Here is a 13,184-nt window from a genome sequence, read left to right as displayed (position 1 = left end):
TTAAGCTTAAGGGTGAGACCATCTAATAACTGTAAAACCTTTAGAAATAACCATAGTAGTCTATAGAACCTAAAGAAAAACTTTAAAAATAAGCCATTATCATCAGTTATATTTTACTTAGGTCATCATTTAAGCTATTGTTAATAAATAATTAAATATGCACAGTTTATGTTTTCAACAAATAAAGACTGTGATATAATTATGCCCTTTTTGGTATACCTGCGAAAGAGAGAATTCACATGGTTGTTATTCGTTTAGCACGGGGCGGTGCCAAGAAACGCCCATTTTATCAAGTAGTTGTTGCTGATCAACGCCGCGCGCGTGACGGTCGCTATATTGAAAACATCGGCTTTTTTAACCCACTCGCTAAAGAGTCTGAAGAAGCAGTACGCCTAAACATGGAAGCGTACAATGCGTGGATCGCAAAAGGTGCACAACCTTCAGATCGCGTTGCTTCATTAGCAAAAGCTTACAACAAGTCTGCAGCTCAAACTGAAGCAACTGCTTAAGTTTTGGTTGTTACTGAGACGTTCGTAGCAAAACTATGACATGACTCAGTAGACTTTAGAATACATAGCGTAACTGGTCTGACCAGGGTGCGCCATTAACTGTTTATCGCTTTTGACGCAATTGTTTTTGCAATTGCTGTTTTAATCATTGTTAGGTTAGCTGCTATGTCATCTGTTCCAAACGCTAGTGCCCTTATGAAAATTGGTCAGCTTAAGAAGCCTTACGGCATTAAAGGCTGGCTTTGGGTATTCAGTGATACGGATGACCGTACAGCGATATTCGACATGAAGCCGTGGTGGATGAAAACTGCCACTGGCATGAAACCTTTAACTGTGAAGGCTTGGCGTGAGCAAGGAACAGGGATTGTGGCTCAATTTGAGCAGATTCCTGATCGTAATATTGCTGAGACTATGAACGGTGTTACCGTTTGGGTCGAACAGAACGTCCTACCTGAAACAGCTGAAGACGAATATTATTGGTCGGATTTGGTCAGTCTGCGCGTGATGAACGAGCAGGATGAGTATCTAGGTAATATCACTGAAATGTTTGAAACCGGTGCCCATGACATCATGCGTGTAACGGCAAATTCAGACAGTTTAGACAATGAAGAACGCCTGATTCCATGGCATAAGCAAACTGTAATAGAAGTCAATATGACTGAAAAAACAGTGCTTGTGGCATGGCCGAGTGATTACTAATAGCGTTTCTGGCTTTTTAGTCAGACATTATTAGTACTTACACCGATTGTTTTAGCCTTAACGCAAGTAGACATCAGATGTATTTTGCCGTAATTAGTATTTTTCCTGAGATGTTTGCCACGATTCGTGAATTTGGAATCACGGGCCGCGCAGTGACTCAAGAGCAAGTTACGATTGAATGCATTAATCCACGTGATTATACCACCGATAACTATCGCCGTATTGATGAGCGCCCTTATGGGGGTGGTCCTGGGATGGTGATGATGGCTGAGCCATTATCGAAAGCCATTGAGGATGCACGATTGCGTGCCAGTCAGCATGGTTGCCGTGTCGATAGTGAGCACTGTCCGGTGATTTATATGTCGCCGCAAGGACAGACGCTTAGTGAGAGTAGCGTAGTCAATATGACTGATTACGATGGCATGATTTTATTATGCGGTCGTTATGAAGGTATCGACGAGCGTTTACTATCACAATACGTCGATATGGAAGTATCGTTAGGTGATTACGTGTTGACTGGTGGCGAGTTGCCAGCAATGGTGCTGATGGATAGTGTGATACGTCGTCTGCCTGATATCATGGGTGATGACAAGTCAGCGGAGCAAGACTCTTTTGTCGATGGCTTGCTTGACTGTCCACACTATACTAAGCCGCATGAGTTTGCGGGTATGGCAGTTCCTGAGGTATTACTTTCAGGTCACCATGCCAATATCGCTAAGTGGCGTTTTAGTCAGCAAGTCAGTCGTACGCAAACGCGTCGTCCAGACTTATGGCAAGCGTTTACCCCAACGGTAGAGCAAGCGAAGTGGTTGAAAGCATTGGCCAAAGCAGATAAAAAGTAGATGTTTAAAATCTAACTTTATCGTTACTAAGTTTGATAAACAGTTAAGAAACAGAATTTTGAGCAATAATAAAACGAGTCATAGCATAGTGGCCGTTGGTTATAACCCATTTACGTTGTGTCTCACTATAAAGAGATGCGATTAATTATTACAAACAGGTGATATGCGTCAAGCCTCTATTATCTAATGTGAGGAGATAACTCTCATGAGCAACAAGCATCCATTGGTTCAGGTCATCGAAAACGCTCAATTGCTTGAGCGCCCAAGCTTTGCACCCGGCGATACCGTTGTGGTACAAGTAAAAGTACGTGAAGGTGAGCGTGAGCGCTTACAGGCTTTTGAAGGCGTTGTAATTGCTAAGCGTAACCGCGGTTTAAACTCAGCGTTTACCGTACGTAAAATCTCAAGCGGCGTTGGCGTTGAGCGTGCATTCCAATTGCATTCACCAATCATCGAGAGCATCGAAGTGAAACGTCGCGGTGCTGTTCGCCGTGCGAAACTATACTACTTACGTGAGCGCTCTGGTAAATCAGCACGTATCCGCGAAAAACTTGGTGCTCGTCCAGTTGCTAAGAAAAAAACTGACGCTGGCGTACCTGATGCAGTTGATACTGCACCTGGTATCTAAGCACAAGTTTGCCGTTTTGAGTTAGTCTTATAATTTTAGGATTGTCTCAAGACAAGGTAATAGTAGATACAAGCCCTTATTCATAGGTTTATTTATAAATAAGCGGGCCATACCAAAAAAGACGAAACCCCAATCTATGCGAGAGCTAGATTGGGGTTTTTGTATGTATAGCATTAATAATTTAAGTTTTATTAGCTCTAATACTATCAATTATCAGTTATCAGCCAAAGTTTATTGAGCATCAAATGTATCGATACGGTTGACTTGCTCTTTGGACTTACTGTATTTGCGCAGTCTAATGTATAAAGTCTTGGTGACGGTTGCGATTAGCTTTTGCTGCTCATCAACGATATCGACTTTATATTCACGAAATACCGCTTCGCCTTCTTTTGCCAGCTTTTGAATGGTAATGATTTCAGAGCTAGGTATTTTCATGCGTGCAGTGACTTTGCTATTGCCAGGCGCAACGAAATCAATATGTGAGCTTTTGTCCCACACTACGTAATTGCTACCCAATTGATGCATCAACATAAGCATATAAAAAGGGTCAACCATTGAATATAAGCTACCACCGAACTGGGTACCGACGATATTTTTGTTCAGAGTGTTTAGTCCCATGCTGACCACGCACAAACCCTGATCGAGACTGATATGATCGATTTTGATACCTGCGCCAATGTATGGTGCATAAGTATTAAGGCGCAGCTTTAATAAATGCGGTGTCAGCAATGGCATGATGCTTTGCTTGGCCCGACGTTTCAAAGTCTCAAGGTTGGTAGGTAATACGCTCATAAACTTGTCCTGTTGCCTTTTTTCTCAATTTTTTGATTGTATCAATAACGCGATTTTAAACAGTATCACTGAGAAATAAATCAATAAAAAGTATTTATCATAATTAAAAAGTACTCAGCCCGCTAGCTCTAAAGCGTAACCAAAATGACATATTTATGCCCACTTACAGGTAACAATCGTTATTTATTATAACTATCTTTGCTATTCATCTATGTGATAAAAAATCATCTAGATGTAAATCATTATCAATAAAACGGTCGTTTATCCTAATTCAAAGTCTATAACAGAGAGATTTTTCCTCATGGTTTTCTATCAAGGTCAGTTTTGTCTCAAATAGAAACTTTAGTTTATATATTATAATGAGATACATAGTATCTTTAAATGGTTTTAGGTTCGCATTTCATCAAGTCTTGGCATACAATAGTTCGCAGTTTGTAATAGGCGCTTTGGTCTATGACATTAGAGCAGAGCGTGTGTAGTCAATCAAAGACGTAATCGACACAAGGAAATGTGATGAGTAACCCTCAGACCCCCTCTTCAGGGTCTAATACGCCGACCTCGAACATAAACCACGACAATCAAGTACAAGGCAGTTATGTAGATTTGCATAAGCCCAGTTCTAGTTTCGACAGTCGTGACGCTTACTTAAACCATGAATTACAAATCATGCAGCCGAAACGCTGGCGTCCTAATTTACCATTCCGTGATTACCGTTTTGAATACGAAGATACTATTCCAGCAATGGCCGCGACCATCGGTAAAGTTGTTATGGTGGGCGCCATTGCAGCAACCTTTGCAGGTCCACTCGGCTTAGGTGATGCGTTTGTTCTAGAAAACGTGCGCTACGAGCTATTGATCGTCTCCTTCTTTATTATCTTATTTTCGGGATTTCTACTGCCGACGGCCAACCTCGCTGGTACTCACGGCCCACTAATCCCTCTGATTCCTATTGTGGTAGCAGCTGGTGGGCACCCGATGGCCTTTGGTTTGCTTATCGGTGCTTTTGGTCTGCTCCTCGCGATTAGTAAAGGGGGGAGTTTGCTGGCTAATTTGACCAGTAAGGGTGTGTGCGGTGGCCTCTTGATTTACTTGGGCTTTATCGGAACTACCTCACAGGTCAAAAATCTCTTTGCTTGGGCAGAAGGGATTGGCATGTCACATATCGCTTTCTTTATTATTCTGGCGACTATCCTGCTATATGCACTGCTTGAACATTGGCAAAAACGCTGGCTCGCGGTTCCGCTAAGCTGTGTGTTAGGTGGTGGTCTTGCATTTGCATTGGGTGCACCTTTTGAGTTCAAAACAGCGCCAGGTCTACCAAACATGAATCCAATGTATTGGTGGGGCGAAAACACAGGTTGGATGTTAGGTCTGCCGACGATTGAAAGCTTCATTGTAGTACTGCCGTTTGCTATTTTGGCCGTAGCGATGTGGTCACCAGATTTCTTGGGCCATCAAGTATTCCAAAAAATCAGCTATCCTAAGCGTACTGAAAAAGTGCTTATGGATATCGATGACACCATGACTAGCGCTTCATTTCGTCAGGTAGTCGGCTCTGTATTGGGCGGTGCTAACTTTGCGTCATCGTGGGGAACGTATATTGTTCCTGCAGCGATTGCTAAACGTCCGATTCCTGCCGGCGCTTTATTGACGGCTCTATTCTGTATTATCGCAGGAGTTTGGGGCTATCCGATGGATTTGGCCATTTGGCAGCCAGTGATGTGTGTGGCCTTGATCGTTGGGGTATTTATTCCATTACTAGAAGCTGGTATGGAGATGACGCGTGAAGGTAAAACCACGCAATCTGCTGCTATCGTGGTATTCGCGTCGGCATTGGTTAACCCAGCCTTTGGTTGGTCGCTCACGTTGTTGCTTGATAACTTAGGCTTGATTGGCTCTAAAGAGCGTAGTGCCAATTTGACTAAGATGAGCCGCTGGATCATACCAGGTATTATGTTTGTGGTACTGACAGGCGTCATGGCTATCGTCGGTATGCTGCCGGGTATCCCAGCATTGATGGCAAACTTCCGTCATTAGTAGTATGTTGTTACATACACGATAATAGAACAAACTAAGCCGGCGAAAGCTGGCTTTTTTATGGGTAGCGCTGCGATAATAATTGGCTTGTAAAACAATGACTCCCGCCCCATAACTAGCAGTATTACTAAGATTTTTAAGAGCAATAAATTCTATGGTTAATGTCTCAGAATCGAGTCCTGTCGATGATAAAAAAGCCCGTCTTAAGCATTTGATTAAACGCCTGCCTAACTTGCCAGGGGTATATAAGATGCTGGGTAAGAACGGTGATATATTATACGTTGGTAAAGCTAAGTCGCTAAAAAGCCGAGTAAATAGCTATTTTGCCAAGACGATAGATCATCCAAAGACGCGGGCGCTAGTGGCGCGGATTCATAATATTGAGACTATTATCACGCGTAGTGAAACCGAAGCGCTGTTGCTTGAACAGAATCTAATCAAAGAACATCGACCGCCCTATAACGTGCTGCTGCGTGATGATAAATCCTATCTTTATGTGTTTATCTCAGCCGATAAGCCTTATCCACGTTTGGCTTACGGCCGCGGCAAAGGCAATCACCAAAAGGGTCGATTCTTTGGCCCGTTTCCCTCTGCACATGCGGCAAAAGAAACGCTGGTATTGATGCAGAAGATGTTTCAAATGCGTCAATGTACCAATACCTTTTTTAAGCAGCGTCAGCGCCCTTGCCTTGAGTATCAGATCAAACGTTGCCGTGCGCCTTGTGTCGGTTTGGTTTCGCCAGAAGAGTACGCAGAAGATGTGAATAACACCATCCGTTTTTTAAAGGGCGACTCTAGTGATATTCATAGTACGCTGATTGAAAAGATGGAAGCGTCAGCTGAAGCGTTAGATTTTGAGAAAGCAGTATTTTATCGTGATCAGTTGTCCATGTTGCGTGAAGTACAAGCAAGGCAAGCAGTCTATACCGTACAAGGTGAGGCAGATGTGATTGCGATTGCCAGTCAGGCTGGCATGACCTGTGTGAACGTACTGACGGTACGTGGTGGCCGTGTATTGGGCGGGAAAAACTATTTCCCAGATGTGGATAGTAGTGAGTCGCTAGCAGACAATTTATCGGCTTTTATTACGTCATTCTATTTCCAAGTGACCGATGATTTGCCTGCCGAAATCATATTAAGCCATCAGATACCAGATCAGGTGGCAGTGAGTGAAGCATTGGCAACGCACTTTGGTAATAAAGTAGTCATCAAGACCAATGTACGCGAACACCGTTCAGAGTGGCTGGACTTAGCTACATTGAATACCAGTAATGCACTAAAAACTAAGCTTGGCGATTATCTAGAGCTGCATGCACGATTTGGTGCACTAAAAGACGTATTGGCGACTGTCACAGATCGGACGATTGATCGCATTGAGTGTTTTGATATCTCTCATACAATGGGTGAAGCGACCATTGGCAGCTGCGTGGTGTTTGACCAAGGTGGCTCGCGTCGTCGCGATTACCGTCAATATGCTATCCATGATATCCAAGGCGGCGATGACTATGCCGCGATGAAACAAGTGCTGACCAGACGTTATAAAAAGCAGCCGTTGCCGGATTTGCTATTGGTTGATGGTGGTAAAGGTCAGCTTGGCATTGCCAAAGAAGTATTAACTGAGTTGGGTATTCTTGGTGACACCTTGCTCATTAGTGTGGCAAAAGGGGAAGGGCGCAAGGCTGGGCTTGAGGTATTGCACTTTTTAGATCATGAGCCATTAGATCTACCAATGGATAGCAAAGCATTGCACTTGCTGATGCATATTCGTGATGAGGCGCATCGTTTTGCGATTACTGCTCACCGTAAGAAACGTGATAAGCGTCGCTCGTCATCAGTGCTAGAGGTAATACCTGGGCTGGGTGAGAAACGTCGTCGTGACTTGCTCAATCACTTTGGTGGTATGCAACAGCTGCTTGGCGCTTCGCAGCAGGAGTTGGCAGGCGTACAAGGTATCGGACCAGTACTCGCAAAGACGATTTATAAAGTATTGCACGAGTAATGGATTAGATATTATCAAGCAGCAATTTATATTAATTGACTACAAATAAGACTGTGTAGAGGTTAAACAGAAAAAGGGGCAGTCTTAGATAATTTTACTTATCCAAGACTGCCCCTTTTTTAATAAGCTTTTACTACTTATCAGTTTCTACTTTATAAGTGGTAAATTTAAAGCTTAAATCGCTTTTTTCATCGTGCATTTGCTCAGATTCGTCTGCTACTTTAAAGCGTTCTGGCAACTCAGGGTAAAATGCATCGCCGTCAGCAATGTCAGTATCTACATGAGTCAGCTCAATACGGTCGGTGTACATCAGAGCGTCACTAAATACTCGCTCGCCGCCAATCACCCAAATTGTATCGAGATGCGCGCCATGTGCTAGGCTAGCTGCTTGTGTCAGAGCATCGTCTAGGTTGTGTACCACATAAGCATTGCTGCTATCTGAAAGACCTTTTGTCTCAGCATAATCCATCTGTGTCGTGACAATGAAGCTCACACGCTTTGGTAATGGTTTACTACCCATTGACTCAAATGTTTTGCGACCCATGATCACGATACCTTGAATCTTACTATCGTTTTCTTTGGTCGTCATGCTTTTGAAATGTTGCAAATCTGCTGAGATATGCCACGGTAGCTCATTGTTTTTGCCGATACAGCGATTGCTACTGATGGCAGCGATTTGGGCAACTTCGGTATGGGCATAGCTCATAATATATCCTTTTTATTATATTCTTAAATTTTGCTTTTATTTAGCGTAGTTAACCAGACTAACTCTATACGGCAACTTTGGCTTTGATAGCAGGGTGCGACTCATAGTCATTGACACTAATGTCTTCGTACTCAAACGCAAATATGTCTTTAACATCAGGGTTCAAAGACAATGTCGGCAATTTATATAGCGAGCGAGTCAACTGTAGCTCAGCCTGCTCACGGTGGTTTTGATAGATATGGCAATCACCACCTGTCCAGACAAACTCTCCAACTTCTAGACCACACACCTGCGCGATCATATGAGTCAATAGCGCATAGCTCGCAATGTTAAAAGGCACGCCTAGGAATAAGTCAGCCGAACGTTGATATAGCTGGCATGACAGCTTATTGTCTGCGACAAAGAACTGAAATAACGTATGACATGGTGGTAGGGCTACTTGCTCTGCCTCACCTGGATTCCAGCCAGAAACAATCAAACGACGTGAATTCGGATTGGTCTTTATCTGTTCAACGACTTGTGCGATTTGATCGACGCCATCAGCGTTATAACTGGCATCTTCATTTTTGGTTGCGCCATAGTTACGCCATTGATGACCATAGATAGGACCCAAATCACCAGCAGGTCGGTTAAAGCGTGCTGTCTGTTCTGCTGTCGCCCACTCATTCCAGATACGAACGTTATTCTGTTGTAGATAATCGACATGAGTGCTGCCACTTAAAAACCATAATAGCTCATAAGCGATGGATTTAAAGTGAACCTTTTTGGTCGTTAGCAGTGGAAATCCCTCTGCTAAGTCAAAGCGTAGCTGCGCGCCAAAATGGCTAAGCGTACCCGTACCAGTACGATCACCTTTTTCAGTGCCATTGTCGAGAACGTGGCGTAGCAAATCTAAATAGCCTTGCTCGTTATTACTTTGGGTGCCATTGATCATAAAATGCTCTTTAGTTACTACTGACTGCGCATACAGGCTAGATGGATAGTCGATATATACACTGTCATTATTGAAAGTATTGCTAGGATAAGCGTTTTGACAGCTTACCCTATTTTAAGTCCTCAACCTTTATCACAAAAGGGTAGGCTTAATAAGCAGCTTGCTTACCCCAGTCGTAGATGCCGCGTTTATAGGCATAACCGATCAAGAACAGACCGATAATTATCATTGGGGCGCTTAGTATCTGACCTTTGGTCATCCAGCCTAGCAAGATGAATCCTTGGTCGATGTCTGGCTGGCGGAAGAACTCAATGATAAAGCGGCTAAAGCCATAACCAAGCATAAAGACACCAGTCACTGCCATACGAGGACGGGGCTTCGATGAGTACCACCACAAGAATAGAAATAACAGCAGACCTTCTGCAAGGGCTTCATACAATTGCGACGGGTGACGGGGCAACAGGTACTGACCATTGACCTCAGTCATCAGATCTTGTAGCGCAGGGTTGGCTTGTAGCTGCTGCATATCAACGCTAGCGGCCTGCGGAAAGTAGGTCAACCAGTTATAGCCACCGTCAGAGACGCGGCCCCATAGTTCGGCATTGATATAGTTACCAATACGTCCGAACAATAAACCAGTTGGTACACAGGGAACGACAAAATCGAGCACTTGGAAAGGTGTCTTTTTATATTTGCGGGCGAAATACAGCATACCCAACATGACACCAATCAAGCCGCCATGGAATGACATGCCGCCTTCCCAGACCTTGAACAGATAAGCAGGGTTTTGAAGCAGTTCACCGAACTGATAAAACAATACATAGCCGACACGGCCACCTAATATCACACCAAGTGCGCCAAAGAACACTAGGTCTGAGACCATATCTGTCGTCCAGCCTTCACGCTTGGTACTGCGATACCACGCCAGTCCGTAGGCGGCAGCAAATGCCAACAAATACATCAGCCCATACCAATGGACTTCGACGGGTCCAACTGCTAATGCTACAGGATCGTACTGAGGATGAATCATCATAAGGGCATCATAATATTGATAATAAAATGCTGACTATAATAGCAAATTTCGTTCGCTGGGCATACATAATTGCTATGACACCAATCAGAGTGTATGAGTAATTTGAGTTTTTTAGATAGTAGAGAATGTATAGGCTAAGCGTCAAAAAATAAGAAGTGAGGTGAAAAAAGTGACTTTAATTAAGGAGTGTTTTCGTGATGATATGTAATCTTGGTAGCTAGCAGCTTGGGATAAAAATGCCATTTTTAGCATTATCGAGCGTTCACTACCAATTTGTATTATTACATCTATTATTAAAAGAAATTAGATGGCGACCAGATCTTGTACGTTATTTTCGACCATTGTGTCGCCTGCACCTTGTGAGACTACTTTACCACGTGATAGTACCGTGTAATTGTCAGCTAGCTCTTCGGCAAATTCATAGAATTGCTCAACCAGCACAATGGCCATGTCACCTTTATCTGCTAGGTCTCGAAGGACACGGCCAATATCTTTTATAATAGAGGGTTGGATACCTTCAGTTGGCTCGTCTAAAATCAACACAGTCGGCTCGGAGGCTAAGGCGCGTGCAATGGCAAGCTGCTGCTGCTGACCACCAGACAAATCACCGCCACGACGATGTTTCATCTCATCGAGTACGGGGAAAATATCGTATAAATGCTTAGGTACATGTTTGGCCTTACTGCGTGAAAACTTTGCCATACCAATTAATATGTTCTCTTCTACCGTCAGTGTCGAAAAAATGTCGCGGCCTTGTGGTACATAAGCCAGTCCTGCTCGAACACGTTGCTCGGGAGACATCTTGCTGATGTCTTTATCATTGAGCAAAATCTCTCCTGATTTAATCGGTAGTATCCCCATCAGGCACTTAAGTAGCGTGGTTTTGCCCACGCCATTACGTCCAAGTACCACGCTGCATGCGCCTACAGGTGCTGTAAACGAGACATCTCGTAAAATATGACTGCCGCCGTAATACTGGTTGATATCGTTCACTTGTAACATGGCTGTCTCCTAAACTCTAAAACTTTTTTAATATTTCAAAGGGAATATTCGTTTGGCTCGTCTAGATGATTCGTTCGGCTATCGACCTAAATAGGATTCAATTACTGCTTCATTGGCTTGTACTTCCGCTAATGTACCTTCGGCCAAAATCGCTCCTTGTGCCAATACCGTGACTTTTTCACTGATGGCATCGATAAAGGTCATATCATGCTCAACCACGACCAAAGTATGGTTCTTTTTGAGGCGTAGACACAGCTCGGCGGTATGCTCAGTTTCTGCATCGGTCATACCTGCCACTGGCTCATCAAGCAGAATCAGTTTGGGACTCTGCATCAGCAGCATGCCAATCTCTAACCACTGTTTTTGCCCATGTGAGAGCAAACCAGCAGGCTTGTTGATTTTGTCGGTCAGGCGAATTTGTTGTAGGGTCGCGTCGAGGGTATCGCGAGTATCGGCATTGAGTTTGTTGAATAAGCTTTTGACCACACGTTTGTCTTTCGGCGCAGCAAGTAACAGATTATCCATCACCGTAAAATTTTCAAAGACAGTAGGTTTTTGAAACTTACGTCCAATGCCAGCTTCGGCAATTTCTTCAGTAGATAAGTTGGCAAGGTTATGAGTCTGACCAAAAAACACGCTGCCTTCCGTAGGGCGGGTTTTACCTGTGATGACATCCATTAGCGTGGTTTTACCAGCGCCGTTGGGGCCGATAATACAGCGTAGCTCGCCTTCTTCGATATAGAGCGATAGATTGTTAAGTGCGCGAAACGAATCAAACCAGACACTCACATCTTCTAAGTACAGAGCAATACCATGGCTAAAATCGACGCCTGATTTTTTGGGGTGACTGAGACCGTCACGTCCATCAGTATGATCATATTCAGACAGCGCTTTGGTCGATTGTTCAGTTGATAAGGATTTATCATTTAGCATTACTGTTTCTCCTTTTTGAATCGATCGAACAAGCCCATAATGCCATTAGGTAAAAACAACGTCACGACGACGAATAGCCCGCCTAATATCAGTAGCCAAAACTCAGGGTAGGCGACCGTAAAGTAGGTTTTCACAGCATTTACCACACCAGTTCCTAAAATCGCGCCAATTAAGCTTCCTCGACCACCAGTCGCTACCCAGACGGCTATCTCAATCGAGTTCACAGGATTCATTTCACTCGGATTGATAATGCCTACTTGCGGTACGTATAGCGCACCTGCGATACCAGCGATGACAGCGGATAATACCCAAGCGGATAGCTTGTACCACAGCGTGCGATAACCCAAATACTGCAAGCGGTTTTCGCTGTCACGAATCGCACCGAGTACTCGACCATAAGGCTGATTCATTAAATGACGCAAACCCATATAAGAGACTAACAATGCTAAGGCCGTGACAAAGCACAGCATTGAGCGAGTAGAGGCAGCGGTAATGTCGTAGCCGAGAAGGGTCGTAAAACCAGTAAAGCCATTGTTGCCACCGAAGCCTGTCTCATTACGGAAGAATAGCAAGGCTGCTGCATAGACCATGGCTTGAGTGATGATAGAAAAGTACACCCCTTTAATTTTTGAGCGAAAGGCAAAGAAACCAAAGAGAAAAGCAACCAAGCCAGGCACTAATACAACCAGTGCGACTGCCCACCAAAAATGCTGCGTGCCAGCCCAGTACCATGGCATTTCGGTCCAGCTCAAGAAACGCATAAAATCAGGAAGCGCATCGCCTGCTGTCTCACGTGTTAGATACATGCCAAACGCATAACCACCCAAAGCAAAATACAAACCATGTCCCAAGCTCAAAATACCGGCATAGCCCCAGACGAGATCTAGTGCCAAAGCTACCATGGCTAAAGCCATGATTTTGCCAATCAGGGTAATCCAGTAGGCTGAAAGGTGAAAGGCTGAAGTCTCGGGCATAAGATGTAGCCAAGGCAGTATCAGTAGTACAGCAAAACACAAGCCAATTAAAACAGCACTACGCGGCGTATCAGACAGTGATTTGGTCAGTATCAT

At 44.0% G+C, this 13,184-nt stretch carries 13 protein-coding genes; 6 read left to right on the top strand and 7 right to left on the bottom strand.

What is annotated here, in order from left to right; translation table 11 throughout:
• The first annotated feature begins 239 nt into the window (after nucleotides 1-239).
• From rpsP to rplS, 4 genes are all read left to right on the top strand, one after another.
• The gene (gene rpsP / locus ACIGBM_RS12020; RefSeq protein ID WP_021812802.1) at nucleotides 240-509 is read left to right on the top strand and encodes a 30S ribosomal protein S16; all 270 of its coding nucleotides are present in this window, start codon (nucleotides 240-242) and stop codon (nucleotides 507-509) included.
• Nucleotides 510-674: 165 nt separating this feature from the next.
• Entirely contained in the window at nucleotides 675-1,208 is a 534-nt protein-coding gene (rimM, locus tag ACIGBM_RS12015) for a ribosome maturation factor RimM (RefSeq protein WP_397477896.1), read from the top strand.
• 77 nt (nucleotides 1,209-1,285) lie between these two features.
• Complete coding sequence (trmD, locus tag ACIGBM_RS12010; protein ID WP_102092093.1) at nucleotides 1,286-2,050, top strand: tRNA (guanosine(37)-N1)-methyltransferase TrmD; 765 nt, start codon at nucleotides 1,286-1,288, stop codon at nucleotides 2,048-2,050.
• Nucleotides 2,051-2,255: 205 nt separating this feature from the next.
• Entirely contained in the window at nucleotides 2,256-2,678 is a 423-nt protein-coding gene (rplS, locus tag ACIGBM_RS12005) for a 50S ribosomal protein L19 (RefSeq protein ID WP_057761981.1), read from the top strand.
• 231 nt (nucleotides 2,679-2,909) lie between these two features.
• Here rplS and ACIGBM_RS12000 read toward each other — a convergent pair whose 3' ends face one another.
• Nucleotides 2,910-3,470, bottom strand: coding sequence for a DUF4442 domain-containing protein (locus ACIGBM_RS12000; RefSeq protein ID WP_298810206.1), 561 nt, complete (start codon nucleotides 3,468-3,470; stop codon nucleotides 2,910-2,912).
• Between the two features lie 513 nt (nucleotides 3,471-3,983).
• On the opposite strand from ACIGBM_RS12000, the gene ACIGBM_RS11995 reads away from it, so the two are divergent.
• Complete coding sequence (locus ACIGBM_RS11995) at nucleotides 3,984-5,507, top strand: DUF3360 family protein (protein ID WP_290176746.1); 1,524 nt, start codon at nucleotides 3,984-3,986, stop codon at nucleotides 5,505-5,507.
• 154 nt (nucleotides 5,508-5,661) lie between these two features.
• Nucleotides 5,662-7,506, top strand: a complete 1,845-nt coding sequence (uvrC, locus tag ACIGBM_RS11990; RefSeq protein WP_397477895.1) for an excinuclease ABC subunit UvrC — start codon at nucleotides 5,662-5,664, stop codon at nucleotides 7,504-7,506.
• Between the two features lie 133 nt (nucleotides 7,507-7,639).
• On the opposite strand, the gene ACIGBM_RS11985 is transcribed toward uvrC, so the two are convergent.
• The 6 genes from ACIGBM_RS11985 to urtC form a co-directional block, all read right to left on the bottom strand.
• Nucleotides 7,640-8,212, bottom strand: coding sequence for a dihydrofolate reductase (locus ACIGBM_RS11985; RefSeq protein WP_397477894.1), 573 nt, complete (start codon nucleotides 8,210-8,212; stop codon nucleotides 7,640-7,642).
• 64 nt (nucleotides 8,213-8,276) lie between these two features.
• Nucleotides 8,277-9,146, bottom strand: a complete 870-nt coding sequence (locus tag ACIGBM_RS11980; RefSeq protein ID WP_397477893.1) for a thymidylate synthase — start codon at nucleotides 9,144-9,146, stop codon at nucleotides 8,277-8,279.
• Between the two features lie 148 nt (nucleotides 9,147-9,294).
• Nucleotides 9,295-10,179: a prolipoprotein diacylglyceryl transferase gene (gene lgt / locus ACIGBM_RS11975; RefSeq protein ID WP_057761969.1), complete on the bottom strand. Its 885-nt coding sequence runs from the start codon at nucleotides 10,177-10,179 to the stop codon at nucleotides 9,295-9,297.
• A gap of 303 nt (nucleotides 10,180-10,482) precedes the next feature.
• Nucleotides 10,483-11,181 carry an urea ABC transporter ATP-binding subunit UrtE gene (urtE, locus tag ACIGBM_RS11970; RefSeq protein ID WP_101204888.1) on the bottom strand — a complete coding sequence of 233 codons (699 nt, stop codon included), beginning with the start codon at nucleotides 11,179-11,181 and terminating at the stop codon, nucleotides 10,483-10,485.
• A gap of 78 nt (nucleotides 11,182-11,259) precedes the next feature.
• Nucleotides 11,260-12,069, bottom strand: coding sequence for an urea ABC transporter ATP-binding protein UrtD (gene urtD / locus ACIGBM_RS11965; RefSeq protein ID WP_397477942.1), 810 nt, complete (start codon nucleotides 12,067-12,069; stop codon nucleotides 11,260-11,262).
• Nucleotides 12,070-12,113: 44 nt separating this feature from the next.
• Nucleotides 12,114-13,184 carry an urea ABC transporter permease subunit UrtC gene (urtC, locus tag ACIGBM_RS11960; protein ID WP_397477892.1) on the bottom strand — a complete coding sequence of 357 codons (1,071 nt, stop codon included), beginning with the start codon at nucleotides 13,182-13,184 and terminating at the stop codon, nucleotides 12,114-12,116.

The organism is Psychrobacter sp. NPDC077938 (assembly GCF_044542635.1).
GTDB lineage: Bacteria > Pseudomonadota > Gammaproteobacteria > Pseudomonadales > Moraxellaceae > Psychrobacter.
The sequence above is the reverse complement of the archived record's forward strand: the minus strand, read 5'-3'. Positions and strand labels throughout refer to the sequence as shown.